Source organism: Pseudoalteromonas sp. MMG012 (assembly GCF_018100875.1).
Classification (GTDB): domain Bacteria; phylum Pseudomonadota; class Gammaproteobacteria; order Enterobacterales; family Alteromonadaceae; genus Pseudoalteromonas; species Pseudoalteromonas aurantia.
Window position 1 is genome coordinate 16,788 of the sequence record NZ_JAGJEF010000038.1, and the last position, 26,401, is coordinate 43,188.

At 39.7% G+C, this 26,401-nt stretch carries 21 protein-coding genes; 9 read left to right on the forward strand and 12 right to left on the reverse strand.

Going from position 1 to position 26,401, the window contains the following annotated elements:
• Window positions 1-96 precede the first annotated feature (96 nt).
• Complete coding sequence (locus J8L97_RS13425; RefSeq protein WP_211050378.1) at window positions 97-255, forward strand: hypothetical protein; 159 nt, start codon at window positions 97-99, stop codon at window positions 253-255.
• Window positions 256-318: 63 nt separating this feature from the next.
• On the opposite strand, the gene J8L97_RS13430 is transcribed toward J8L97_RS13425, so the two are convergent.
• Both J8L97_RS13430 and J8L97_RS13435 read right to left on the reverse strand, forming a co-directional pair.
• Complete coding sequence (locus tag J8L97_RS13430) at window positions 319-921, reverse strand: hypothetical protein (RefSeq protein WP_192507014.1); 603 nt, start codon at window positions 919-921, stop codon at window positions 319-321.
• Window positions 905-1,081, reverse strand: coding sequence for a hypothetical protein (locus J8L97_RS13435; protein WP_192507013.1), 177 nt, complete (start codon window positions 1,079-1,081; stop codon window positions 905-907). Before J8L97_RS13435 ends, J8L97_RS13430 begins: the two co-directional genes overlap by 17 nt.
• A gap of 195 nt (window positions 1,082-1,276) precedes the next feature.
• Between J8L97_RS13435 and J8L97_RS13440 the strand changes: the two genes are divergently transcribed.
• Window positions 1,277-1,591, forward strand: a complete 315-nt coding sequence (locus tag J8L97_RS13440) for a cupin domain-containing protein (protein WP_192507012.1) — start codon at window positions 1,277-1,279, stop codon at window positions 1,589-1,591.
• Window positions 1,592-1,633: 42 nt separating this feature from the next.
• Here the strand turns inward: J8L97_RS13440 and J8L97_RS13445 are convergent, their stop codons facing one another.
• Window positions 1,634-2,026 carry a hypothetical protein gene (locus J8L97_RS13445; RefSeq protein WP_211050379.1) on the reverse strand — a complete coding sequence of 131 codons (393 nt, stop codon included), beginning with the start codon at window positions 2,024-2,026 and terminating at the stop codon, window positions 1,634-1,636.
• Window positions 2,027-2,526: 500 nt separating this feature from the next.
• On the opposite strand from J8L97_RS13445, the gene J8L97_RS13450 reads away from it, so the two are divergent.
• A complete protein-coding gene (locus J8L97_RS13450) occupies window positions 2,527-2,937 on the forward strand; it encodes a hypothetical protein (RefSeq protein WP_211050380.1) in 411 nt (136 codons plus the stop codon).
• Between the two features lie 66 nt (window positions 2,938-3,003).
• Window positions 3,004-3,918: a M14 family metallocarboxypeptidase gene (locus J8L97_RS13455; protein ID WP_211050381.1), complete on the forward strand. Its 915-nt coding sequence runs from the start codon at window positions 3,004-3,006 to the stop codon at window positions 3,916-3,918.
• A 37-nt stretch (window positions 3,919-3,955) separates the two neighbouring features.
• Here the strand turns inward: J8L97_RS13455 and J8L97_RS13460 are convergent, their stop codons facing one another.
• Window positions 3,956-4,546: a CBS domain-containing protein gene (locus tag J8L97_RS13460; protein ID WP_210997120.1), complete on the reverse strand. Its 591-nt coding sequence runs from the start codon at window positions 4,544-4,546 to the stop codon at window positions 3,956-3,958.
• 411 nt (window positions 4,547-4,957) lie between these two features.
• On the opposite strand from J8L97_RS13460, the gene J8L97_RS13465 reads away from it, so the two are divergent.
• Window positions 4,958-5,914, forward strand: coding sequence for an FHA domain-containing protein (locus tag J8L97_RS13465; RefSeq protein WP_192507007.1), 957 nt, complete (start codon window positions 4,958-4,960; stop codon window positions 5,912-5,914).
• Window positions 5,915-5,944: 30 nt separating this feature from the next.
• On the opposite strand, the gene J8L97_RS13470 is transcribed toward J8L97_RS13465, so the two are convergent.
• The gene (locus J8L97_RS13470) at window positions 5,945-6,463 is read right to left on the reverse strand and encodes a DUF962 domain-containing protein (protein ID WP_211050382.1); all 519 of its coding nucleotides are present in this window, start codon (window positions 6,461-6,463) and stop codon (window positions 5,945-5,947) included.
• A 162-nt stretch (window positions 6,464-6,625) separates the two neighbouring features.
• Here J8L97_RS13470 and J8L97_RS13475 point away from each other — a divergent pair, with 162 nt between their 5' ends.
• Window positions 6,626-7,921: an amidohydrolase gene (locus J8L97_RS13475; protein WP_211050383.1), complete on the forward strand. Its 1,296-nt coding sequence runs from the start codon at window positions 6,626-6,628 to the stop codon at window positions 7,919-7,921.
• A gap of 387 nt (window positions 7,922-8,308) precedes the next feature.
• Here the strand turns inward: J8L97_RS13475 and recD are convergent, their stop codons facing one another.
• From recD to J8L97_RS13505, 6 genes are all read right to left on the reverse strand, one after another.
• Window positions 8,309-10,174 (reverse strand): exodeoxyribonuclease V subunit alpha, encoded by a 1,866-nt coding sequence (recD, locus tag J8L97_RS13480; protein ID WP_247688673.1) that lies wholly within the window; start codon window positions 10,172-10,174, stop codon window positions 8,309-8,311.
• A 47-nt stretch (window positions 10,175-10,221) separates the two neighbouring features.
• Complete coding sequence (gene recB / locus J8L97_RS13485; RefSeq protein ID WP_211050386.1) at window positions 10,222-13,755, reverse strand: exodeoxyribonuclease V subunit beta; 3,534 nt, start codon at window positions 13,753-13,755, stop codon at window positions 10,222-10,224.
• Window positions 13,742-16,999 carry an exodeoxyribonuclease V subunit gamma gene (recC, locus tag J8L97_RS13490; RefSeq protein ID WP_211050389.1) on the reverse strand — a complete coding sequence of 1,086 codons (3,258 nt, stop codon included), beginning with the start codon at window positions 16,997-16,999 and terminating at the stop codon, window positions 13,742-13,744. Before recC ends, recB begins: the two co-directional genes overlap by 14 nt.
• A gap of 108 nt (window positions 17,000-17,107) precedes the next feature.
• Window positions 17,108-18,133, reverse strand: coding sequence for a GGDEF domain-containing protein (locus tag J8L97_RS13495; protein WP_211050391.1), 1,026 nt, complete (start codon window positions 18,131-18,133; stop codon window positions 17,108-17,110).
• A gap of 133 nt (window positions 18,134-18,266) precedes the next feature.
• Entirely contained in the window at window positions 18,267-20,264 is a 1,998-nt protein-coding gene (locus tag J8L97_RS13500; RefSeq protein WP_247682572.1) for an EAL domain-containing protein, read from the reverse strand.
• 111 nt (window positions 20,265-20,375) lie between these two features.
• Window positions 20,376-21,419: an alkene reductase gene (locus tag J8L97_RS13505; protein WP_211050393.1), complete on the reverse strand. Its 1,044-nt coding sequence runs from the start codon at window positions 21,417-21,419 to the stop codon at window positions 20,376-20,378.
• 150 nt (window positions 21,420-21,569) lie between these two features.
• Between J8L97_RS13505 and J8L97_RS13510 the strand changes: the two genes are divergently transcribed.
• On the forward strand, window positions 21,570-22,151 hold the full coding sequence (locus J8L97_RS13510) for a TetR/AcrR family transcriptional regulator (protein WP_211050395.1): 582 nt from the start codon (window positions 21,570-21,572) through the stop codon (window positions 22,149-22,151).
• A gap of 197 nt (window positions 22,152-22,348) precedes the next feature.
• Here the strand turns inward: J8L97_RS13510 and J8L97_RS13515 are convergent, their stop codons facing one another.
• On the reverse strand, window positions 22,349-22,918 hold the full coding sequence (locus J8L97_RS13515) for a hypothetical protein (protein WP_211050397.1): 570 nt from the start codon (window positions 22,916-22,918) through the stop codon (window positions 22,349-22,351).
• 404 nt (window positions 22,919-23,322) lie between these two features.
• On the opposite strand from J8L97_RS13515, the gene J8L97_RS13520 reads away from it, so the two are divergent.
• Together J8L97_RS13520 and J8L97_RS13525 are read left to right on the forward strand one after the other, a co-directional pair.
• The gene (locus J8L97_RS13520) at window positions 23,323-24,954 is read left to right on the forward strand and encodes a trypsin-like serine protease (RefSeq protein ID WP_211050399.1); all 1,632 of its coding nucleotides are present in this window, start codon (window positions 23,323-23,325) and stop codon (window positions 24,952-24,954) included.
• A gap of 86 nt (window positions 24,955-25,040) precedes the next feature.
• Window positions 25,041-26,240, forward strand: coding sequence for a hypothetical protein (locus J8L97_RS13525; protein WP_211050401.1), 1,200 nt, complete (start codon window positions 25,041-25,043; stop codon window positions 26,238-26,240).
• Window positions 26,241-26,401 lie beyond the last annotated feature (161 nt).

The following is a 26,401-nucleotide window of genomic DNA, read 5'->3' on the forward strand; positions in this document are numbered from 1 at the left end:
AATAATGCTTTTTTAAGCTGATATCAATACTATTACAGTTGAATATTTCAACTGTATGAAATAAATAAGACTAATAAAATTTTTCAAGGAAATGATATGAAGCTTAATTTAAAAAAAGCACCACTCAAAAACTTATCAACAAAAAATAGTCTACCAAACGACGCTACACTACAGATTGCTGGTGGTGCAAGTCGTCGTGCATGTCGACCTCCCGTATCTGAAACGGGCGGGCCATTTTGGGCATGTGAGTGCTAATAATTAAAACTAACGTACAGTATATTTAGTGATGCTGTACTATTTTGAATCTGTTTTGGGCCTCTAGGGGCATGTCTTACTTGAGTCAGTTAATCGACAATCATTCATTGGTAAAATAACGTACTCTTCACCACCAATCATAAACTGAATGAGTTTGCCATAGTTAGAACTCGGTTTGGCAACTGAAAACAATACTGAAAAAATAAAGATCGACATAGCAAAGAGCGCCGAGCCTAATGCTCCCTTTAATACCACCGAAAACCAGCCATCAGTACTTTCCTTGATTGTATCTTGGATCAATTGGCTTTCTTTTTTTACTGTTTTAGAAACAACATCATCCTTCAACTCATTATATAAGTCAGCGATACGCTGCTCTGCGTAGTGCTCTGCAAATGATAAAAAGGTTGCCTCCGCATCATTTACCAATTTTTTTAGTTTGGCGTCATGATAATTGAGTAGGAAATTTGCCACCATTTCAGGGGGCACACTGGTATCATTATGGACTTGTCTGTAATGCTCTTTCCATTGGTATTTTTCTAGTTTGTAGTCTGCATAAGCCAGCATTCCAATAAGTCGATATTTCGAATCTTCATTGGTACTAATCACTAACTTTTCAAATATCGGATTGTATTGTGGGTGGGAGGTGGTATTAGCCTGTGAGACCATGTACTAAAAGCTCCTGCTCTATTTGCTTCTTGCGACCATTCCTTACTTTCAAAGCAGCTTCAAACGCATCATCAGCGCCATTAATACGAACTTTTTTCATAACACCATTTACACGAACAAACCGACTCGTAATGATATTATTATTAATTATACTATTCATAGCACCCCCCCATAAAACCTAGCAACATAGTAACAAATCAATACCTCGATACTCAAGGTAAAGTCACACTTTGTTTAAATCTAGCACAAGAAGCGAATTACGCGCTCTTTCTCATAAATTCCCAACTTATATTGGAATTCTTACGCATGTATTGATATTTTATCTAGTATTCACAGGTGTTACGCAACATATATTATGAACAACTTATTATCTCAGTTACCCATCAACACAACCAAAGAGCACTTTGAAGAGCTCATTGCGACAAAACAGACCCGCATCGAACGTATTGTATCTTTTGGGCAAACGTCGCCCAATAGTGGCTGGTACAATCAAACTGAACATGAATGGGTCATGGTGCTAGAAGGTTCTGGCACAATTGAATTCGAGTGTGGACAGTCTGTCACCTTAAACAAGGGCGACTACCTAAATATTCCAGCACATACAAAACACAAAGTAAGCCATACAGCACTAAACCAAGCGACAGTTTGGCTCGCTGTTTTCTACGCTTGACATGTAAACAATCACAACTCAAATTTAATTCGTACCCATATTTTAAACTTGCTCTTCAAGTAGAGACATTGCCGCCAATTCATTGCTATCTATTTTTCCATCTGCTGCAATGACTTTATGGGCAAGCTTAACAGCAAGCTCACGCATTGGTTTGTCAACGATGTGCTTCATTCTATGTTGAATAAATGCCTCGATATCATCATTTTTAACCGCTAAAATACACTTTCCGGTCATATCTACAATATAGTTATCAAGTTTTACAGATGAGTTCCAACTTAATGTTTCAGCCCATTTTTTAACAACTGCGAGTTCGGTGTCAGAAATAACGCCGTCAACTCCCACAAAGAGTAACGCCAAATCCAATAGAGACTCTTTCTGCAATTGCTCTACACAAATACCACTGTCAAAATGACTTAATAGCTGCTCAAATTTCATTTGATTTCCTTTCTATAAGGTCGTTGATACCTCTTTACCTTATTTGAAAGTGAGAAGCTTGTCACGTTTGATTATTTCATGTTTGAAAAATAGCAACGTCAATTAATTTTCATACGGCACATGAATTCAGATTCATCAAATAAAACTCATATAATACAACTATATACTGTAATAAAGTCATAATATGAGTTTCTTATAACAAATTATCACTCTTAATTATTTATCGTTTTAGTTTAAATTCATGTTAAATACTTGTTCTTTTAATGAAATTTATTAACAGAAGAAATGTTGATTCATTAAATGCAACATATCTTAGCTAAGATTAATGTCGATAATTCTAAAATAAAACCAAGCCCTTTGTTTTATACTGAAAAATATGGCTAAACTCCCCCCCAATTAAAATTTCACTATTTTTTACTAACTTCATATTTCATCCATTTTGTTTCAATATCTTGCACAACCTCAACAAAAAGGCCCATTAAAATAGGAATAAGTGTTCAATGAAAGAACTCAAATTACAAGTGAATTTCGCATTCTATTGCATCGTAGGCATTCTCTCTTTTTCAATATATATCATATCGTTAAATTTATCAGGTGGTACATTAAGCCTTTTATTCAAAGGACAAATGGTACTTTCTATTATCGTAATAATGATCGCTACTATCAATTTCACTTTAGCAATAACAGGGCAAAGACATGTTCTTTTTTGCAATAATGGCTTGTCCTATGTAAACATCTTTGGCGCTCAACGATATATTCCATCTGAAACAATTACACATGTTAAAGTAAAAACCAGATTGGGGATTAAAGTAACCAAAGTATCTACAGATAATAAGTCTATTTACTTATTAGGGTTTAAACCTGCGAAAAATCAAAAAATCAAATTAAAACAACTTGGTTATTTAGCCTAGATTATTTGCCTAAGCACGATAAAGCCAATAGGATCAGTCACAATAATAACTTTAAAGAGACATCACATGTCACAACCTTATTCTATTGGCACAGTCGGTACCCCCTGGGGCACTTCAGAAAAACAGTCGTGGTTACAAGCGCAATCCATGAAACGCAGCTACGATGCAGATGTTGTTACCAAAATATCAGAATTAAGCGCTAGATTTAACGTGTCACAATACGGTTCGTTATCCTACGAACACCGTGTATTTGACCTATTTGCTATTCAATCACCAAACTGGGCTACAGACAAAAAAATCATTTTAATCACCGGTGGTGTCCATGGCTATGAAACCAGTGGTGTGCACGGTGCGCTAGAGTTTCTGGAACAGTACGGTAATCATTATAGTGAAACATTTAACCTCATTGTCCTCCCCTGTCTAAGCCCTTGGGGTTACGAAACAATTAATCGTTGGAACCCAGACGCGATAGACCCTAATAGATCATTTTTTAATGGCAGCCCTGCACAAGAATCAAAGCTGGCAGCTGACTATCTAGCACAATTTCAAAATAATATTATTTGCCATATCGACTTGCACGAGACAACAGATACAGATAACTCCGAATTTCGCCCTGCTTTAGCTGCTCGAGATGGTATAACAAATCACAATTGGAATATTCCTGATGGATTTTATTTAGTTGGTCACACTCAAAAACCAGAACCCAGCTTTCAAAAATCCATCATTGATGAAGTTGCTAAAGTAACGCATATTGCACCTGCGGATGAAAATAAACAGCTAATTGGCGTGCCTATTGAGCAAGAAGGTGTTATTAACTACGACGGTACCAAACTTGGATTGTGTATGGGTGTCACAGATGCCCCCTATGTGACAACCACCGAAGCATACCCAGATAGCCTGAAAGCAACACCCCAATCGTGTATTGATGGACAAGTAGCTGCAATAAAAGGTGCACTGAATTTCTTAGTTAATCTACGTTAATCTACTTGCTGATTTAGGTTGGGTTTCCAGCCTGAATCTAAGCAATCATTTCTTGATGGGCATAGATTATCGAGAATATATCTTTAAATGAATGCGCTTTTTGTAAAATATTAATCGGAATATGCAGCGATCTCGCAATGTCACTGGCGGAAATCATCCCCCGTAACCCTCCTTCCTCATCCACTAACAGCACATGTTGATGACCTAACTCTTTTAATGTTTCTATTACATCACCAATTTTTGCTGTTTGCACCATTGAGTACGACATTGCTTGTAAATCTGATTTTTGCGTCATCAAATCCTCAACGGTTAAATCACTTCTAGCTTGGTTTCGTTGTTGGGCAACACTGAGCACTTTTCTTCCCGTCAAATCTTTGGAATTAATTACTCCTAAAAATGTATCATCATGATCTACAACTAATTTCGAGCGGACATGGCCATTTACCATCATATACAGAGCATGATCAATATCCACATCTTTAAGTACGACCTGAGGTACTCTACGCGTGAAGTCAGTGATCACTTTAACCGCACTGCTTGACAACTCTAAACGCTGAGAATCAAACTGATCACAAAATAGATATTTTCCTTCAAGCTTTACGGTCTCTAATTTATTATACTCACCCATAAAAACCTCTTTTATTTTCACATTAAACAACGCTCTTAAAAATATGGTTCACCAGCAGCAATAGTGCAAGGAGGGCAATATTTAAACGGTGTAATCTTGTGTAATAGCAAAGTAATAAAAAACATTCTAAAATCATGATCGTTCAATCGAATTTATGCCCAAATTCGATTGGTAAAAAAACAATGCAATTCAGTATTATGATTTTTACCGCGAACATGCTCATTAACCACTGTTAACTCAGAGATTAATTAGCAGCTTCCCTCAATGATGGGACCCACTTTCAATGTGGGTCTTTTTTAAAATCACCTAAGGGACTCTACTAATATGTTTTTAAATGAAAAATATTGTAGAATATCAAATTAACTTATAGTCCGAATAAACGTGGTGTAGACGAACATTTAAGGAATATGAATGGCTTACCTCATAGATGAACACAAATTAGAAAAGATATACCTGAAGAGCTACCACACAATTGGACGCTACAAGTTTAATGTTGATACGTTAATTGACCAACCAGGTGTTTCTCGACATCATGCAATAATTGAGTTAGCACAAGGGAAGTGGCTCATTCGAGATGTAAGTACCAATGGTATATGGATTAATGACAAAAAAGTAGATAAAAACCTACCTTATCAGCTATGTGAAAATGACAAAATTGACTTTGCAGCACAAGGACAAAACTCATATGTTGTGGCCAATCTCAGCGATGATTGCCAATACTTAGTGTCACAAACCAATAGCAAACAGGTCATTGAGGTAAAAGACCAGGCGTTACTGCCTAATTCGGACGACCCTACACATATTATCTATTTTGACAATGTATTAAATTATTGGTTTTTAGAAGATCTGAATACCAATGATCGCCAAGCATTAATTGATGGTGGCTTAGTAAGCGCCTTTAACGATCAATGGCTCTTTTATTCAGCTAGTACGGCCGCTATGACGAAGCATCTTGATAATCAACCCACAGTCAAACCTTGTGGCTTAACCTTCAACGTCAGTCAAGATGAGGAAAGTACACAACTTTCTGTAGAACTAAGTGGTGAGAGTGTTGATTTGGGCACTCGTACCCATCACTATTTACTGCTATTACTTGCTAGAACACGGATACAAGACAAACGTGCCGGTAACGACTTGGATGAACAGGGTTGGCTATACCGTGAAGAATTAGTCAAAGCACTTGGTGTGCAAATGAATCATATGAATATCATGGTACATAGAGCAAGAAAGCAGCTCTGTGATGCCGGTGGTGAGGTAAACCCAGAGCTTGCGTATTTAATTGAAACAAGTAATGGGCGAGTTCGCTTAAATAGCCAAGATATTACGATCATCAAAGGCCGTAAATTAGAAACTCGCATCACCATTTAAAATTCAATATGCACTAAATAGTGCATAAGCTTATGAGCCTCCTCGGTAAGGGCCTGAAATTGATATTATTTCTTTTTCAAGCTCTTTAAATAAGCCTAATTTAAAGAGCATTTCCACAACAACAAATAAAGGTCCTATTACTAACCCCATTAAATCATCTACAAAAGCAGGCTTTTTACCTTCAAAGTAATGACCAACAAATTGAATCCCCCAACCAACAATAAAAAATAGAAAACCTAAAGTATAAAACAAAAATAGACCGTCACTTAATAGATAAAAGTAATACTCTGCGACAATATACCCACAGAACAATAAAGCAGACATGATAATACCGAGTACGATATTTAGTTTTAAATAAAAAAGACTCACTATGATAGAGATACACAAAGCAGGTGTTAACACTATGCTTTGCAAGGATAAAATGGGAACATATAATAGCCAAATAACCGCCAATACAATTAAAGGCACACCCACAAAGTGGGTCGCTATATTTCTCACATCACGATGGTAGTGTGCATACTGGCTTAGATGTTCTAAAAGAGTTTTCATTGTTATTGTGCTTTTGAGTTAATACTTTAATTCGTTAAACCATACATCGTTGAATTTGTCAATTGTGGCTTTAACGCAAATTACTTGAATTACGCTCAACTCACTGTAAGTTAATAAAAGTTTCGTATTTAAAATGACAAGAATAACAATAGGAATATTTATATGTGGTCATTATTAACGGTCATTTTCTTAGCCCTGTTAACAGGTTTCATTAACACAACACACGCGAGTGAGCTTAAATCAATAGAAAAGATTAATAATGATGTCATCACATGGCGTCGTCATCTACATCAATACCCAGAACTGAGTAATCGTGAGTATAAAACCGCCAAGTACATTGAAGACCATCTAAGAAACCTAGGCTTAGAAGTCAAAACCAATATTGCACACACCGGTGTTACTGCGATCCTACACGGTAAAAATAAAGGGCCACTTATTGCGCTACGAGCCGATATGGATGCCTTACCCATTACCGAGCTTGTGATGCTCCCTTTTGCATCAAAACAAACGACACAATACCGTGGGCAAACAGTGGGGGTTATGCATGCATGTGGTCATGATGCACATGTCGCTATTTTAATGGGTGTAGCCAGCCGGTTAGCTGCGCAAAAAGATCACCTGTCTGGTTCTGTTATGTTTATATTCCAACCCGCAGAGGAAGGTGCTCCTGGCGACGAAGAAGGTGGTGCAGAGCTCATGCTCAAAGAAGGCATTTTCGCTGAAAATAAACCGGATGCTATATTTGGCCTTCATGTCACGAATAGACTAAATACCGGCACAATTGGCTACCGAAGTGGCCCTCTCATGGCCAGTGAAGACTCATTCACAATTAAAGTACAAGGAATACAAACACACGGCTCTCGCCCATGGAATGGGGTTGATCCTATTGTAACCTCTGCGCAAATAATCATGGCGACTCAAACGATTGCGTCAAGACAAATCAATGTTACCAAAGCGCCTTCTGTTATTTCATTCGGCGCCATTAATGGAGGGATCCGCTCTAATATTATTCCTGATCATGTTGAGCTGGTCGGCACCATTCGCAGCTTTGACCAGGGCATGCGTAAAGACATTAAAAAGCGATTGACGAATACTGCTCGGTTAGTCGCTGAATCTGCGGGTGCTGTCGCTCATACACATATCGACCATGGCTACCCCGTAACAATTAACGACCCAAAACTCACAGCACAGATGTTACCGACATTACAAAAAGCCGTCGGTGACAAAAATGTCATCGAAATGGATTTAATTACCGGTGCTGAAGATTTTTCTTACTATGCATTAGAAACCGCTGGGTTATTCTTTTTCTTGGGAATAACCCCTAAAGAACAGGACCCCACGCTCTCTGCAAGTAACCATTCTCCGCACTTTTATATTGACGAAAAAGCACTCTCCATAGGCGTTGAATCTTTAACTAATTTAGCAACTGACTATTTAAAAAATAATTCACGCTATTGATGCCGGTACAATAAATAACCTCAGCTCTGGATAAGCGAATTTGCCCAATAAAGCTATTTTTCTCACTCTCGGTGTTGCTTTCATTTGTAATAGCCCGCTATTACTGCATAAAAGCGCCTTGATATTGAACAAAATATCATCATTGGATTGTACGTAAGTTTGTTTTCAAAACATTTTCTATTCCAAAACCCTTATCCAAACCTGAGGTTAAATACAGAAAAATACCGCCACGCACAACTAGAGCATGGCGGTAATTATAAAACCACTGGGCAGTGGATCCGGGGGCAAGGGGTTCAGATAAACACTCATTGCACAATCTAATTCGTCACAGTGACTTACCGTTAAATGTAGAACACACATCAGAAAAAACAAGTTTGCATCATTAATTTAACGAGCTAGCAACCTCTCACGTAAGCCCGAACACCGAGAAACAGACTTAGCCATTGCCATATGCAGCACCTTTGGCTGAGCGATCAACTCAAACTTATGCTTTGCACGCGTTATTCCAGTATAAACAAGCTGCCGATTTATACCTCTAGAGGCCCGTTGCTTTGGCGGCAATATCATGGCTGTATGGCTAAATTCAGACCCTTGAGATTTATGTATCGTCATCACAAATACACTACTATGATTCGGTAACCTTGCAGGATAAAATGAACGATGCTCGCCTTGTTCGTCAATAAAAACCGCTTTCAATTGCCCTTCCTCATCGGGTAGTAAAATTCCAATATCTCCGTTAAACAATTTTAGCTGGTAATCATTTTTCGTGATCATTATCGGTAAACCAGCATAATAACGGCCGCTAGGATTAATAAGACCTTGAGAGGATAGCTGTTGCTCAATACGCTTATTTAATGTTTTAACGCCATATGGCCCTTCCTTTACAGCTGCTAGTAATTGATACTGACCAAACGCATGGTGAATATCCACAGGGCTGGCACCTTGATGCATGAGTTCTAGGTATGTGCGATATTGCATTGCTGCACGTATGATTAATGCCGTATATTCGTGCGTGTTTAAATCAAACAGTGCTAAATCTTGATACCCTTGCTCTATAGTATGCGACAATTGCGCCCGACTATTATTGTTCACCGAAAACGCGAGCTGACCAATGCCGCTATGACTATCGAATCGATGGCTTGTTTGTAAAAATGCAATACTATCGGCCAAGCAAAATTCACTCTCTCGTGGATGTAAATACGTTTGCCCCTCAAAGCACAATTCATTTAACTGAGCAGTCAATGATTCACTATAAGGAGGCTGCTCCCCTAGTGTAAGCCCTTGGCACAAATCACTTAGCACGCTTCCCGTATCCACTGATGTTAGCTGGTCCTTATCGCCCAATAAAATGAGTCGTGCATGTGCAGGGATTGCTCGAACCAATTTAGCCAGCAAAGACAAATCAACCATCGATGCTTCATCCACAATCAAAACATCTAAGTGCAATTGATTATCTGCGTTAAACCGGTAGCGATTACTATTTGGAATAACACCCAATAGCCGATGAATTGTTTGCGCATGCTCTGGGATCAAGTTACTCACCTCAGGCATCAAGTTCAGTTTTGCTTTAGCGCCTAGTATTGACTCACTTAAACGCGCGGCAGCTTTTCCAGTTGGCGCAACCAGCTTAATTGTTAAGGGTGCTTGGTGGTATAGTGACTGTAAAATCGCTAGTAACTTAGTAACTGTGGTTGTTTTACCTGTACCAGGTCCCCCGGTTAATACACAAAAACCTTGTGTAGCAGCCATCGCACAGGCTACTTTTTGCCAATCAACTTCACCTGTTGATAAGTTTGTCACCCCAAAATAGTCAGTTAATAGTGCTATTAATCGGCTAGAGTCTACTGAAATTTTCTGAGCTTGCATTTGCTTAAAGCGCTCAGCTAAAGTCTCTTCATAATTTGCCAACCGGCTCAAATACAATCGTTGTGCGAACAATTGTAATGGTTTGCCTTCTCCAACAGCATGATGATTTACTAAACCTTGCCATATTTTCGTTCCTGTAGAGCACGCCCATGGGGTCATTGGTATTGTTTCATCCATGAGCTCCATCACGAGAGAAAAAGGGTTATTCCAATCAATATCTGTAAATGCCAAACAACTGTGCTGATTTTGCTCTGCCTGCAGTAACAATAAAATCAAATAAAAAATATCATTTGTCTCGTTTTTATTCAGTAGCTTTGCGAGTGCAATATCACTATGGCGAATTCGCCCCTGTGCAATTAAACAGTTCAGATAGAGACCATGGTCCATAACACATTCAGGCTCGCCACCTGCGGAAAATAAGTCTAACTGGCTCATCACAAAGTTCCTTCTGAAAACAATGCATCTAATGACATTAATTGCGGTATCGTTAATTTATTAAAGAATACGCCCGACGCATCTGGTAAAGCCCTTAAAAATAAATAATACACACCACCTAAATGCACATTAGGGTCATAATCTGGAAGACGCTGTTGTAACAGCCGATGTAATGCAACAGAATAAATAAGATACTGTAAGTGATATTGATGCGCGTCCATTGCGGAGCGTAAGTTGTCTTTTTGATAATCTAAAGCACTATCTCCCAAGTAATTCGATTTATAGTCCAATATAAAATACTGCCCATTATGGATAAATATTAAATCAATAAACCCTTTGAGTAAGCCTTTAACCTGTTCAAACTGTAAATGACTGCTTTGCCCTGTTATTTCTAACAGTAACTTATTAAGCATTGGAGCATTCAGTGGGGCCAGAGGTAAATAAAACTCCATTTCCACCAAACAATCCGCAGGAGTCAAAGCGGCTAAGTTAAGATTCGTTTCTTCATTTAATGTGCATTCTAAACATGCAGAGATCCATTGCTCCGTTGTTTTTTGCCACTGTTCATCGATTCTATACTTCAATAAGCTTTGTTCCACTGCGTCTGATAAGGAGATTTGAGCAGAATTCGAAGGCGACTCTGGCTGTGTAAAATCAATCAACTCAAAAATTTCATGCAAACAACTACCGGGTTTGGCACCTTTGGGAAAGCTATAGGCAGACGCTTCAATCATTGCGTGTTGCTCAGGTAAATCAAGCTGATGATTCTCATCTAACGCGCCTAATGGCCGCTCATCATTGTGTGCTTGATAGCTTAGTTGACTAAAACTGGTCGCTCGCCATTGCCTGTCTATTTTGGTTTTTACGTTTTTAACATGTAGCGCGTTGTGCTGTTCAACCTGAACGCCTATTTTTTCAATATCCTCTGTACCATCAATAAAATCACATGCCATATCTGGATGTGCTGTACAAAACTGCACTAATTGCTCGTGCCACTGCTGAGCGTTTACAAATGGCTGTGTACCAAACAATACAAAACCGAGCCCAGTGTGATTTATGCCTGGTTTTTTGGTCCGCCCGGCTGCAATATTAAACAGGCCAATATCACAATGATGTATTGCACGTGTAACAGCAACATAAAGTAAACGTATATCTTCAGCAAGACGTTCTTTTTCGGCCAGGGCGCGTTGCTCATCGTCAGGTAATACACTGTATACAAGCTTTTGATTGTCATGATAAACCACATCGCTAGCCTCTCTGTATGTGGTTGCAAAAGGCATATACACGATGGGGTATTCCAACCCTTTCGACGCATGCATAGTGACAATTTTCACTAAGTCAGCATCACTTTCTAGTCTAACTTGTGCAGCGTCTTGTTGTGCGTCGCTACATTGTGCTGAAAACCAACGTAATACACGCAATGTGCCGTCTAATTCAATTTGCTTTTGCTGCAACAATTCCGATAGATGACGATAATCTGTTAGCCACCGCTCAACGAGGTAGTCATTACTTTTCCACAATCTAGGCAGTTGATTATCCATAAGCAGCTGCTCTAACATTGCCATTGCCCCCTGCTTATGCCAAATACGCTGTAACTGGGCAAACTGATCTAAATAACATTGCCATGCAGTTTCTTGCTCACGGAGTTCATAAATCTCCTGATGATGTAAGGAAAACAGTGGGCTTGCTAATACCCCTCGTAACGCAGCTTCATCGTAGCTACCATGTAACACGGTTAAAAACTGTAAGAGCGCTAAAGCAATGGGTTGTTTAAAAATACTGTCTCTCGCTAAATACACACTGGCGATAGCATGGTGTTGCAAGGCCGATTTGATAATACTCGCTTCAGCTCTATCTCGTACCAGTATACAAATATCACTTGCTTTAACCGCGACATCACCAATATTAGCCTCCCCCTGTGCTGCTTGGGTTAGTAGCAACGTGATTTTTTTAGCAAATATAGAACTTAGCGACTTTAAAGCAACCGCTTTGCTGGTCGTCGCGCTGTCGTCTTTTAAGACACTAAACGTCAGCGCATTGTGCGCTTTCCCCAACACCATTAAACGATTTGACTCACTCTTTCCCTTTGCGGCAACTTTCACAAATGGAATGGATTGATTAAAAATAAAACTATGCTCATGGGCGGAAAAAATACCATTAATCGCGGTAACCACGCCTTGTGCAGATCGGTAGTTCGTAGAGAGGGTATATTTTGCTTGCTCACTGACTCGTTCTTTTGCCGCCATATAAGTGAATATATCTGCGCCCCTGAAACCATAAATCGCTTGTTTAGGATCTCCTATCATGGTCAACGTGGTGTTATCTTGATCTTGGTAAATACGATTGAAAATACCATATTGCGTGGGGTCAGTATCTTGAAACTCATCAATCATAGAGACCGGATATAAGGTTGCAATTTTAGTGCGTAATATGTCTCCTTGCTCTGCCAACAACGCATCGTATAAATTACTCAATAAGTCATCTGGCGTAATTAAACCATGCTTTAGTTTATGCGCACGAAGTAACTCTTTCACCGCTTTACTAGCATGTTGTAATATTGCCAAAGGTAACCCTTGACTTAATTGCGTATGTAACCGAGCCATGCGACTAAACTCAGTCAACATTGAATGATTGATTAACTGACCATTTTTTTTGTAATACTGCGAGTCTTGTAATGTCTCTTCGGCCCACAAATTAAATGAATGCTTCGCTGTGCCGAATTCAAAATACCACGACTCATTATCACAATAATCTCGTAATGCATTGATATTTGCAGCCCGGCCAGGGGCTTTATTTTTTGCTAAATCAGAACCAGTTAGTACACTAAAAAAATCACTCGTCAATAACTTTTTCTTAAAAGAAACTGCCCGTGATTGATAGTCCTTACGACAATTAAGTACCGCTTGTAAATCAAATTCAGGCGTAACACTTGCGCTTCCCTTGTTCAGTATTTTCATTACTCTAGAGACCAAAGCATGGGGGCTTGAAAAGTGCTCTAACACAGCAGATGTGGTGTCTTTATCTAATGGATAAACAAACCCTCGCCAATAGTCCTTTACCGCCTCAATAATCAATTCAGATTCATCTAAAATGAATTCAAGATTAAATGCGACTTTAGACTCAAAAGCATGTTGCTTCAACATGCGTTGGCAAAAACCATGAATGGTGAATATAGCCGCTTCATCCATAGATTTAGCCGCGGCATCTAACAATGCAAAAGCTGCATGCTGATCACTCACTTGTGCAAGTATTGCTGTTATCAACTCATCTTCACAGGGAGCACCTAACAATGCATCACGGGCGGTAATAATACGATTACGCACACGCTCTTTAATTTCTTGCGTTGCTGCTTCGGTGAAAGTCACAACCAAAATTTGATCAACACTTAACGCCATTTGCGTATGATCTATTTGTAGCCCGAGCAAACAGCGTAAATATAACCCCGTTATGGTATACGTTTTTCCGGTGCCAGCACTCGCTTCAATTAAACTCTGTCCAAATAATGGCATCGTTTGAGGATTAAGTATCTTCATACTTTTTCTCCTGTGCAAGTTCAATAATTGCGCTCAGCAATTGCTGACTCAATTGACTAAACTCTACTTCTACATCAAATAAATTTGAAAAGTTCAGCGCTACATATGGGTTCTCACATTCACCAAAACCAACATACTGCCCACCAGCAAATTTATTAGCTGCTTTATGTATGTCTTTCGAACTCACAAATTCATATCCAGAATTAGGAAAAAATGGCACGGGCTCAGTTAAAGCATGCTGATAAAAATCAAACCACTGTTGTACATAGTTATAAGCGACTTCTTCCTTTATTGGAGAAAATACAACTTGCTCATCTAACCCGTAAATATATGTGCTCACCGCTTCACCTTGACACTGCGCAATACAGTGCATTAAAAAGCCTCGGATCTTATCTTTCGCTTTGATACTCGCGCTGCGATAAAACACCTGCTTGTTGCCATACAAAGCATCCAACCAGCCTAATAAAATACAATTTGATATCGTGAGTTTTACCTCTACAGGCGCTCTGTGGTCTTTTAATAAAGGTTTAATTTGATTAACCATGGGCGCAATTCGTCGATTCAACTGCTCTAATTGAATTGCCCCTACATGCGCCTGTGGTAGATTACCACGCTGTAATAATTGCTTATCATTAATTGTTTGCTCTGCCAATGACAAAGCTAACAACTCATCCAAATAATAATACCGGTCTAAGGTGTCAAGTAAAAAGGGCTCTTCATCCTTATCTTGCATCATAAGCTGGGGTAATCGAAGACCCAAACTTTGCTGATAAAATGCTTCTTGCGGATTCATAACAGTGCGTAAAAATTGAAGCAATTCAACTTCACCTTGCACAGCAATATTGAGCGGTTCTGGCACCTGTTTAGACAAAGGTTCTTGATTGACCAACCAGACAGGGTTATAGCTTTGCAATGGGTTATCATTGCAATAATAACTTGGGTGAAAAGGTTGCAGTGGCGATTTATATAACAAATGTTGTGACGGCTTTGTCGTATTATCTTCATAGCAAAAGCTCCGATCTAAATACTCAAATAGCTCACTGACTAAAACCGATGGCATTTGTGGCTCATTATTAAAACATGACCGGCCAACATAGCTTAAATATAACGATTCTCTCGCACTTAATAAGGCTTCTAAAAACAAATAACGATCGTCTAACTTACGTGAACGATCTCCTTTTTGACGATGTGAATAAGGTACAAGGTCAAATCCAATAGGCTGTACTGAGCGAGGGTAATCTGCGTCAGTAAGGCCCAATAAACACACGACTTTGAAAGGTACTGCGCGCATTGGCATTAGGGTACAAAAATTAACTGGCCCCACTAAAAATCGTTGACCAACGCCCTTCTCTTGTACCCCCTGCTTGACCAAGTAACTGATCACTTGGGCAGAAACAGTGTCTTGCATATCAAGATTATCATCATGTTTACCCAAATCATCAATCACCTTTTCAAGTGTGAGTAAGTCCCAACTTTGTTCAGCTTCCTGATGATAAAATTCCGTGACCATATCTCGCAACACTTGCGCTTTACTGTTCAATCGGGTGCGTTGTGACAAGAGTGCTTTATACTTCGATAAACTTTCAACAAAATGAATTAATTTACTGAGTGTATTAACCGCCATGCCTTCAACTTGATCAGCTGGAAAAATATGATTAAATTCAGCGTGTTCATCTGCACTAGTTATTCCGAGTAATAAACGATGAAGCCCATGTTGCCAAGTATTTAACACCATTGCAGGCAATTCATGCTCTTGCTTGTGGTCCGCATCGAGCCCCCACTTAACACCCACTTGATCTAACCAATACTTAAGTTGGTCAAATTCACTATTTTCAAGACCAAACTGTTCTGCTATCGGAGTGACGGCCAATAAATCGATGATGTCTGACACGCCAAAACGGCTAAATGGTAAATTAACCAGCGTAATGAACGAGCTCAAAATAGGCTTTTCTTGCTCAATAGCTAAATCAGCCAAAGCGTAAGGAATAAATCGCTCACCACCAGCCCCGCCAAATACCGCTTCGATGTAAGGACTATAGGTACCGACATCCGGCATCATAACTATAATATCTTTGGGTGATAATACGGGATCTTGTTCAAACAACCTGAGCAGGTGATCATGCAAACATTCGACCTCTCTCAGCGGAGTATGGCAATTTTGTAATAAAATAGAGCGATCATCAATTGCAATGGGCAATTTACCTTCGTCATTAATAAACCACGCTTTATCATCAGTCAACGACTCTCCTTTAAAAGCCAGTTGGTACACTTCACCTTGGACTTTACCCAGTAATGTTTCATCAAAGTCATCCACAAACCCATCAAGCCACTGCGCGTCTAATTGTATAAGTTGTTCAAAATAATCTCGTCCTAACTTTCCCCATGAAGATAATAGTGGGTTACCGATAAAGTAATACTCACCTTGCTGTGCGTCTACTTCTGGCTTTTTAGCATATTTCGCCTCAATTTTCGCTTGTGTTTTTTCATCGACCAAATCTCCCCAATAGTGCTCACTGGGGTTAAAGAAAAATAACAAAATCGTTGTTTTAGTTGCTAGCGCCTGAAAAATTTCTAACTGACTGGTTGCCATTGCAGAAAGGCCAAAAATACTGATCCTTTCCGGTAAATCTTCTGGTTTAGCACTAGCTAGTGCAGCCACAAGCTGAGTATGCATATTCGCGCGATGGTAGTCACTTTGTTGTAAGCTTTTGGTATGACTCACTAAACGACGCCATAAATCTGGCTGCCATAATGCAATATTGACGTCTACATCTATCAATGTATCCACGCCTGAGTCCCAGATGCTAAGCCATTGCGGCCGATACATTAAATATTGGTCATAAACATCGGCGATTTTTTCACACAAGGAAAATAATTTTAGGCCATGTTCATCATCTTCTAAATATTGTGATAACTCTTGATAACGCGTATCAGGCAGGCATGCCGGTAAAATAGTGACGAGCTTCCACGTCATATTTAATTTGTTATAGGGTGACTCGCTTGGCACATTCGGTAAAAATTGTTGATACAGTTGCCAAATAAAGCTCGAAGGTAATGGAAAGTCGATCTGCGCAGCCACCCCCAACGCCTGACTCATGCCAATTTTAAGCCATTGAGACATACCTGGTGACTGCACTAACACAATCTCTTTTTTAAACGGAGAACTCAGAGGTGCTGTTTTAAGTACCGTATGGAATTGCGTTTGCAGCGCTTCCATACGGTTTGATTGAATTACATGCAACATTGTGTGCCAAACCTAAATCATAAGCTGCATTCACGATGCAATATCAAGCAGCTATATTTGTTTATTCATTTGGCACAGTTTATGTTATTTATAAGCGCTTAGATAGCTCTAGAACAAGTCTATATCACTGCCTTCTTGATGTGTTTCAATAAGCTTATTTGCGATCAGTTCTTCATAAAAGCATAACTTATCGCGTCCATTTTCTTTCGCGTAATACAGTGCTTTATCCGCATTTTCTAGCACGGTTATTGGAAAATCATAGGGGCTAATACGCGACATACCAACACTTATTGTCAACTTTTTTACAAATGGAAAATGCGTGCTGCGCACCACTTCCATAAACTCACTAAGCTTTTTATTGATAGACTCATAATCTGTCGGCTCAAACACCATCACAAACTCTTCACCACCAAATCGAAACAACAAATCACTAGAACGAAAAAACTGGCGCATTTTTTGTGCTAACAGTAACAACACTTCATCCCCGCATACATGGCCGTAGTTATCATTTACCTTTTTAAAGTGATCAATATCTACCATTGCAAGCCAAGAAGTAGCCCCTTGATGTTGATTTCGCAAGTCACTTTGCCACACCGTCTTATGCTGTTTAATAACTTGCTTTTCCATTAATTGCTTGAGCTTTTTCTCAAACGTTTGCCTATTCAATAAGCCAGTTAATTTATCCCTTTCATTTTCATGTAAAATGGTCAAATAATTTTCAAATATGCGGCAAAATGCATTCAAAAGTACTTGATCTGAACTTTTTAAACCATTACTAATAATGGCAATCGCACCAATGGGTTTTTCCAATAACGTAATAGGTAACCAACGACGTTCAACGCCATCTGTCGATTGTACCGTAATGATACACGCAGACTGCAGACACGACACCAGCTCGGGTTTAGGGGAACGTACCACTTCTCGTTCGTCCCATTCATACTCTCTATCTGTCAATACTCTTAGTGATAGGCTTCTTTCAATTGCTAATTCACCTTGTATCTGAAGGTCTTTGTACACAGCAACTTCTTGACAACCGATAAACTCTTGAATCGTCGAAATGAGGCTATATTCCAAAGAGTCGACGTCTCTTGTTTTGGTGATTTTAATCACCGAATTAAGTAATTCTTCTTGCATATACTGCCTGCTAAAATACGATTAGCACTGGTAAACAGTACCGTTTGTGTACGTTATAAACAACCCGCCAACCACATGCAATACTTTTTTATGGTAAACCACAAATGAAGCTCTGCTTTCATTGCCTTACATTTCATACCATTTTGAAATCATTAAAGTAATTTAATACATGCTCTTTCGGGATTGCTTTTTCATAATACCACCCTTGAACAACCTCTATCTTGAGTCCTTTGACAAAGTTCAGCTGTGGCTGTGACTCAACGCCCTCAGCCACTAGTTGCTTATTCATTTGATGGAGTAGTTGTACCACTGCACTATAAAACTCTCGCCCTTGCTCTGTGGCTACCTTATCTAAAAAAGCTTTATCCAACTTCACTTGCTCTATCGGCAAATCAGCGAGCATAGATAAACTGGAATACCCAGTACCAAAATCATCAATGACGGTTGCTATTTCATGCTGCTTCAAGCGGTTGATATTGGTAATGACACTTGACTTGTCGTTAAAGTAACTCGATTCAACCACTTCAATTTTTAACTGCTTAGGAAAGTCTTTAAAACGATCACAAATATACAAAACCGATTTATCATCACTGATAAGTGTTGGGTTCACATTAATGCTGATCACCGGCCAATATTCTTGTGATGCAAAATGCTCTAGATCAGCGGCAGCTTGCTCAATCACCCATGAGTCTATAATCGACGTTTGCCCATGTTTTACCAATACATCAATAAAATAGGGCCCAACAATCGTGCCGTCTGATTTTCTTAATCTAAGGAGTGCCTCGTAACCGACAATTCCCCCCGTTACTTGGCTAATTTGCGGTTGGTAGTACAACAATAACTGCCCTTGCGCCAGTTCCTTTAACACTTTGTTCAATGCTTTTGAAGAACGCTCTTTTGCTCTTTGCGTCTGTATAAATTGAGACTCACTAGCAGAGCGTAGTTGCTCCGAAATATTTAACTGCTCACTTAACTGATTAAGGGCTTTTTGATAATGTATTTGTTCACTGTGCCATTTTAAGAAGGGGTAATAAATACATGCATTTACGATAAGTAACATCAGTTGTAATATTACTCCAGATATACCCCCACTTACCTGATACCCACTAATTAAGGTAGGCGTCATCCAACTTATTTCTAGGTTATTGGTATTCACCCAACCCCACTCCAACACATTAAATGCAATAAAAAAATTAATGGCTGGAGCAAGTATAAATGGGATAAGTAACACTGGGTTGAGAAATATCGGTAATGCAAAAAGGATGATCTCGCAAAAATTGAATGCTGTAAAAGGGATTGATAACTGTGCAACATTGCGCTCATGAGTGCCTTTTTTCAACCAGAAAGACGCAACAATTAAGCCGGCAAAACAACCTGTACCACCAATCAATACAAAGGTGTCATAAAATGTTTTTGCCGATAAATTAGCCACCACATTTTCTGCTAAAAATGACTCCTCAAAGAGCATACTAAACGTATTGTCGCCATGAACGCCAAAAAACCAAAACGTATGAGAGGCCATCATTCTTTGGAATGTGAGCTCAGCGACCGAGGCCTGAGATATATCGGGTGCCAACCATAGACTAATTAAATGTCCCAAATCTCCTAACAACGGGGTCCAGACATAAAAACTAAAAAACACCAAAGTAAAAGGGAGAATCACTAAAAATTTTTCGCGTAAAAACCGACTCAACGCGCTAAATTGTCGCCTTGGTTGCGGCAAGGTGCGCATTAAGTAGATAAACAGTAAACTACTTATACTGGGTAGAATAATGGCATATGCTGTCGATGTACTGCTCAAGGTAAATTCACCTTTGTTCAGCTGTAAAAACTCACCATGAACAGCAAAACATAATACCGCTAATAATGCGCCTACAATACCGCTTTGAGCATAATTTTTGGTCAAGAAAAAGCCAATAGAAATACTGACAACAACAGGAAAAAACAACAAAATAATTTGCGCACTATGACTAACTACATGTGCAATTTGGCTATCTTTTGATACTAGATTGAATGTCAGTGCACTATTTAATGCCAATATCGCTAACGCACTACTCACAAAATAGGGAATTAGTGCAATAAATGCTTCACGTAGCGATAATAAATATCGTCCATGAAGTAGTTTTGTCATTTTCTTTTGCAGTGAATGAAGTGGCAACTGGACACACTCTTACGCTATTTTACTTAAGTATATGTCCAGATTGATTAACGTGCCCACATATTGCGTAAGAGCACAGTGTTGTTAAACGAGTTCTTGTAGCATGCTTTCTTCATAAGCCACAAGTGTTTCATTGTTTTTTACACGGTGTACATAATCTGGGTTTGCAATCATAGGACGTCCAATTGCAACCAAATCAAAGCGATCATCAGCCATTGCTTTGGCCCCTGTTTCAGCTGTATATCCGCCTACTCCTACCAATGTGCCGGTATAAATACTCCGCACATAATCCGATGCATGACCGCCCAAGTAATCAAACGTCATCGAATCGTCAAAAATACCAATATGAACAAAAGCCAAATCACGCGAGTTAAGTTCTCTGAGTAAATAATCAAACACCGCGCGGTCATCATTATGGCTTTGCATTAAAAAATATGCCCCTGGTGATAGCCTTAGCGCAACTCGATCCGCACCAATTTTGTCAGCCACCGCATCGACTACTTCAAGTGCGAATCGCGCCATATTTTCTGGTGTACCACCATATTTATCATCCCGTTGATTTGCAGCATAGTGTAGAAATTGGTCAATTAAATATCCATTCGCGCCATGAATTTCCACACCATCAAACCCAGCTGCCATTGCATTACTTGCAGCTTGCGCATAATCTGTCACCAATTGCGCTATTTCTTCAGTTGACGCAGCTCTTGGGGTTTGAAAAGTAAGCTCTCGCATACGTGGCACCGAGCCTTCAATACCAATACTTGAAGCGCTCAACACATCCCCCTCACCAAAAAAGTATGGATGAGCAACACGACCAACATGCCAAAGCTGTGCAAAAATTTTACCTCCTGCATTATGTACTGACGTTGTTACTTTTTTCCAGCCTGCGATTTGTTCATCAGTAAACAAACCTGGGGTATTGGGGTATCCTTGACCATCGGGACGAATAATAGTCGCTTCTGAAATAATAAGTCCAGTATCGGCGCGACGCGTATAGTAGGCAGCCATTTCCTCTGTCGGTACCAATTTATCATCTGCCATACAACGCGTTAGCGGGGCCATCAAAATACGATTGCTTAACGTAATTGAGTTATTCAGTTTATAAGGGGTAAATAATGCATCTGTCATTGTGTTTCTCCAAACGTCTTGAGTTTTTGAATGGTTGTTCAATATGGAATTTAATATAATCACCCTTGAATGATCATTCAAGAGTGATTTTTGAATAAGTAATCAAATTAAGTTATGATAAACGCTATTATTAAGTAATATTTAGATGATATGAGAAGCGCAGAGTTCGATAAAGAATACGTATTACGTCAAGCTATGACGACATTTATGCAATATGGCTATAACAAAACCAGTATGCAAATGTTAACCAAAGCCACAGGTTTACACCCAGGTTCCATTTACTGCGCATTTAAAAATAAAAAAGGCTTGTTGCTCGGTGCAATACAACAATATCAACACGATAGAAATCGTCAATTTGAAACGCTTTTTTCGCAACATAGCAACACCCGTGATGCGCTACATGCTTTACTTGAAGTCATTGTAGAAGAATGCTTAAACGGAGAATCTGGACAAGTGTGTTTGTTAACCAAAACATTGACTGAACTCGTAGGCCAAGACCATGAAGTATCAACTGTTTTAGCAAAAAACCTTAATTCATTCGAAAATAGTTTAGCGTCAATTATCAATACCGGCATCCAAAATAAAGAAGTTACAGCACACCCTGATGCGCAAGAACGTGCTCAATTTTTAGCAATGGGTATTTACGGTATACGTACTTACACAGCAACAAGAAGAGACAAAGTGATTTTAGAGCAACTCAGTGAGCAACTGTTACGTACCGTACTCACGTAACCCATAATACGGGTGAACAACAAAGTAAACTGCATAGAAAAACGTAAATTTGGTCTGCTACTCAAAGACTGTCTCATAGTGCCCAAAAATGGCTTCAGTCAAAAACCTAAATGTAACTTAATCAATAAAATTTGCGGTCGTAAAAGCAACCGCACTGTGAGTGTTTAATCTTTATTTATATATTATCGGCCGTGGATTTACGTGTTTATGAACGTAACGTATATACCTATAATCATCAGTCCCCATAATAAAGAACCGAGTATCAGCCACACATAATTTAACGCAGTGAGTTTACTGTTTGATGCCCCATTAACATCTTCACCGGCATAATTCGCCAACGACTGCGCTTGGTACAAAACCCAGCATGATATCGGATACATCAGCAGCCCTAAACATAGTGTGATCGGATTACCATAACCATGATCAGACAATTGACTACTAATATTACTGCCAATTACAACCACCACGTATATCGTTGCGAAATGGTTAAAACTTTTAGGTGCATTTCCCGTTTTCTGCTCATATTTCATTTCAAAAAGAGCGAATAAAGCGTGGGTAAAAAATATAGAAAAAATTCCCCGCGCAATAGGCCACATATCATCATTGGTACTTTTTTTATACTCATTCCAATGCTTAAAAAACCAATACACACCGTACATTCCCATTGTCGCTATGAATAAAATTAAGAACTTTCTCTGTGAGACGACATAAAATTTGATTTCATCTGATTCATTTTCAGATACCGACGATGCGTTGTTCAATTCCATTACTACTCCTCATAACCTAATCGACCATAGACGCTGACTGTGTCTTCAGGGGATCTTTCAACATTTAAATTGCAATATCACCCATTATGCCATAAACGCACAACACCAGCTGACTGTTAAACTTAATTAACCCTACACCTAACGATACGACAGATGAAACCACGCCAATAAATTGATGATTTCGTCTTTAAACTCATTCTGTTTGAATTTCATTCGATTTAGTCGCTACCCCCTATTGTAAATAATTGGTTACATATAGAGCTCTGTTCTTGCTGCTTATTTCGCTTTGTATCCTTCCAAATAAACAGGTCTGACCATGAGTGAATTATCAGCTCCCTATTGCATCCAAGGTGTATCTCAGATTATTTCTAGATTACTCAATAATGAGAATCTAAGGATATAACATGAAAATTACACTTTCTGCACTGGCAGTATTTACCTCACTTTTGAGCGCTGGTATTAGCGCCTCAGAATTGGATATAACGCCAAATATCGTTGGTGGTAGTGAAACACCGGCATACTCTAGACCCTACCAAGTTGCGCTGTTGATGAATGGTCGTCAAGGCTGTGGCGGCACTCTGCTAAGCCGAGATTGGGTACTCACCGCTGCGCATTGTTTAGACAGTGCTTCAACCAGTAACCTGACTGTGAAAGTGGGCGCGCACTCCCTGTCACAAAATGATGGTCAAGTGTTGCGGGTATCTCAGATCATTAATCATGAACAATGGCGTGGTGCCAATGGGATTCGTTCAGGTTACGACATTGCCGTTTTACGATTAGCTTCGCCGGCTGATGCCAAATATACGCCAGCTAAGCTTCCAACCGCCGACATAGAGCAACAGTACGCAAATATCGGTAACTCTGTAACCGTATCTGGATGGGGGTTAACCTCAAACAGAGGCCGTCCAAGTGATCGACTACTTGAAGTTGCATTGCCAGTGATCAGCAATGCCAGTTGTTCAAGCCAACTCAACTATAATATCCCAAGTTCGGTAATATGTGGCGGTGGCCAAGGTGGGAAGTCCGCTTGTAACGGCGACAGTGGCGGGCCCTATGCCGTGCGTGTTGGTAACGATTTTTACAGTATTGGTACAGTTAGCTGGGGCATTGGCTGTAGTGGCGCAACTGCATTTACAAGAACCACCAGCTATTTAAATTGGATACAAGACAAAACAGGCCTGATAGACCCAGTTGACGCACTACCGGTTGCTGACTTTGATGTTCAAGTCAGTCAACTCACTGCACAGTTTAATGATCGTTCTAGCGACGATAACGGAATCATCGCACACGCGTGGTCATTTGGCGATCAACAAGGGGGGACTTCAAATGCCGCCAGTCCTAGCTACCAGTTTTCTCAAGCAGGTAATTACACTGTCAGCCTAACTGTGACTGATACTGCCCAGCAAACACATACAACCTCTAAATTAGTAGAGATAGGTGTCATGACAACCCCGTGTAATGGTGTTCAAGCATGGGATGCAGCACAATCTTACGCACTGGGTGATAAAGTCAGTTATGAAGGCTTTGAATATGAAGCAACATGGTGGTCACAAGGAGCAGCACCAGATCTATATAGCCAAGTATGGAAGAAGGGTAAAGCCTGCTCTGTTACCACAGATCCGCTGCCGAGCGCTGACTTTTCCGTTACAACATCTAAATTGAACGCCACATTTACCAATTTAAGTCGTGACAATGGTCAAATTGTTGCTAGCAATTGGTCATTTGGAGATGGTAACAGCAGTACCGAATTTTCTCCAACCCACAGCTACCGAGCCCCTGGAAGCTATCAAGTGACACTTAATGTTACTGATGACCAAGGCCAAGTGAGTCAACATGTTGAGACGGTCACGGTAACGAATGGCGATACTTCTGGTTGTAATGGTATTCAACCATGGTCGCCTTCAACGGTATATACCGCTGGCGATAAAGTGACGCTGAATAACACGGTATATCAGGCAAATTGGTGGGTACAAGGTGAAAACCCTGAGGAATCAGGTCCGTGGGGCGCATGGAGTGACGTTGGAAAATGCCTATAAAATTTTTATAAGTTCTCAACCTGACTTTTAAAAAGCCTAAGTCCCATGTAATCTGAACAGTATGATAAATCGAACTGCTTAATATCATGGGACTTAATCAATTAACTTCTTCAGAACTTATGCGTCTTGGAGAGCGAATAAAAAGTGCTTTAAAACTCGTACTCACTGAGTTATCACCGCATGTACATAGCATAAATAGTATGACGCAATTTCTAAGCTATCATCGCTCAAACAGTCAACGTATTTTTAATGCGCAAAAGTCTACCGACGGGCATCAGGTACTTTGTGCATTGCCGGGGGTTAAAGCATTTGAAGAGTTTATTGATAAATCCAAACCGTACATCAGCACCGTAACGTATGAGAAGCTAAGTAAAGCACATTTACTCTATGCGCAAGCCATAGCATGCCATGCGACAAGCCATGCGGATCTCAAACGACAACTGGATGCCATGCACACCAAACATGCGCCATCAAAAAGTGATAACCGCGCGCAAGTATACTACGCAGCAAAGTCTTTACTTGGTTTTAGCGTCGAACATGTATGTTGCAGTTATATTCTGACCGTTAACCAAACTAACCCAAACTTTCTACAAGAAGTTGCTATGATCAGTAAGTTAGGGATATCAAGAACACAGGAAGCAGCCCCTTTTGTGCAATTTTATAGTCACCCTCATCCAAGTGACTTTAACAAGCCAGCTCTCATAACACATGCCTCTCGGATCATACCCAACGAATTTAGCATGGGGATTGTTGAACGTTACTCATCGTCTGGTTTATATGATGCTTATAGTAGTTACTCCGTGAGTAACTCAGGCATGGTCTTTGACGATATTCCAAACAATGATACGACCGATGCAACGTTTATTTTTAATAACCCAGATGAGCTCGTCAACCCTCTCACACACAGCAGTCAATGCACATCAACCAGTATTTCAATTAAAAATCCAGCAAAAAAACTCACATTATTGGTCTTTGTCGACAAAAAAATTAACGCCACGAGCAATGTTAAAGTGGGCTGCTATCATGGCAATCAAAAAGTCGATGAGGGTAAACTCAATGCGGCTGATATGTGGACTGAGCGACTACCTGACTTTCCACAGCTTCAAGTCGTCTCGTTGGAGTCCCCACAAAATTATATAACCGAACATCCTGAGCTAGCAGAGAAAATTGGCTTTTTATTGAACTATAGTGAACTAGATGATACGCATTTTGCTTGCTACGCGATGGAGGTTGAGTTTCCCATTTGGTCGTCAACTTATCGTATTTATTTTGAGCACAGTGAGTAACAATCACGACCTTAAAACACGAACTACCTTTTGGGTGTGCTAATTGCCTATTCATTTAATGTCATTTGGTATAAAACAGGCCGTTAATATATTAAAACATGGGCCAAGTAGCCTTTGTTGAGTAACATAACCTCAGGTTTGGATAAGGATTTTGGAATAGG

What these genes read in the sequence shown, in the direction of transcription:
- J8L97_RS13425 (WP_211050378.1), top strand. Translation starts at nt 97, where the DNA reads ATGAAGCTTAATTTAAAAAAAGCACCACTCAAAAACTTATCAACAAAA.
- J8L97_RS13430 (WP_192507014.1), bottom strand. Translation starts at nt 921, where the DNA reads ATGGTCTCACAGGCTAATACCACCTCCCACCCACAATACAATCCGATA.
- J8L97_RS13435 (WP_192507013.1), bottom strand. Translation starts at nt 1,081, where the DNA reads ATGAATAGTATAATTAATAATAATATCATTACGAGTCGGTTTGTTCGT.
- J8L97_RS13440 (WP_192507012.1), top strand. Translation starts at nt 1,277, where the DNA reads ATGAACAACTTATTATCTCAGTTACCCATCAACACAACCAAAGAGCAC.
- J8L97_RS13445 (WP_211050379.1), bottom strand. Translation starts at nt 2,026, where the DNA reads ATGAAATTTGAGCAGCTATTAAGTCATTTTGACAGTGGTATTTGTGTA.
- J8L97_RS13450 (WP_211050380.1), top strand. Translation starts at nt 2,527, where the DNA reads ATGAAAGAACTCAAATTACAAGTGAATTTCGCATTCTATTGCATCGTA.
- J8L97_RS13455 (WP_211050381.1), top strand. Translation starts at nt 3,004, where the DNA reads ATGTCACAACCTTATTCTATTGGCACAGTCGGTACCCCCTGGGGCACT.
- J8L97_RS13460 (WP_210997120.1), bottom strand. Translation starts at nt 4,546, where the DNA reads ATGGGTGAGTATAATAAATTAGAGACCGTAAAGCTTGAAGGAAAATAT.
- J8L97_RS13465 (WP_192507007.1), top strand. Translation starts at nt 4,958, where the DNA reads ATGGCTTACCTCATAGATGAACACAAATTAGAAAAGATATACCTGAAG.
- J8L97_RS13470 (WP_211050382.1), bottom strand. Translation starts at nt 6,463, where the DNA reads ATGAAAACTCTTTTAGAACATCTAAGCCAGTATGCACACTACCATCGT.
- J8L97_RS13475 (WP_211050383.1), top strand. Translation starts at nt 6,626, where the DNA reads ATGTGGTCATTATTAACGGTCATTTTCTTAGCCCTGTTAACAGGTTTC.
- recD (WP_247688673.1), bottom strand. Translation starts at nt 10,174, where the DNA reads ATGGACCATGGTCTCTATCTGAACTGTTTAATTGCACAGGGGCGAATT.
- recB (WP_211050386.1), bottom strand. Translation starts at nt 13,755, where the DNA reads ATGAAGATACTTAATCCTCAAACGATGCCATTATTTGGACAGAGTTTA.
- recC (WP_211050389.1), bottom strand. Translation starts at nt 16,999, where the DNA reads ATGTTGCATGTAATTCAATCAAACCGTATGGAAGCGCTGCAAACGCAA.
- J8L97_RS13495 (WP_211050391.1), bottom strand. Translation starts at nt 18,133, where the DNA reads ATGCAAGAAGAATTACTTAATTCGGTGATTAAAATCACCAAAACAAGA.
- J8L97_RS13500 (WP_247682572.1), bottom strand. Translation starts at nt 20,264, where the DNA reads ATGACAAAACTACTTCATGGACGATATTTATTATCGCTACGTGAAGCA.
- J8L97_RS13505 (WP_211050393.1), bottom strand. Translation starts at nt 21,419, where the DNA reads ATGACAGATGCATTATTTACCCCTTATAAACTGAATAACTCAATTACG.
- J8L97_RS13510 (WP_211050395.1), top strand. Translation starts at nt 21,570, where the DNA reads ATGAGAAGCGCAGAGTTCGATAAAGAATACGTATTACGTCAAGCTATG.
- J8L97_RS13515 (WP_211050397.1), bottom strand. Translation starts at nt 22,918, where the DNA reads ATGGAATTGAACAACGCATCGTCGGTATCTGAAAATGAATCAGATGAA.
- J8L97_RS13520 (WP_211050399.1), top strand. Translation starts at nt 23,323, where the DNA reads ATGAAAATTACACTTTCTGCACTGGCAGTATTTACCTCACTTTTGAGC.
- J8L97_RS13525 (WP_211050401.1), top strand. Translation starts at nt 25,041, where the DNA reads ATGGGACTTAATCAATTAACTTCTTCAGAACTTATGCGTCTTGGAGAG.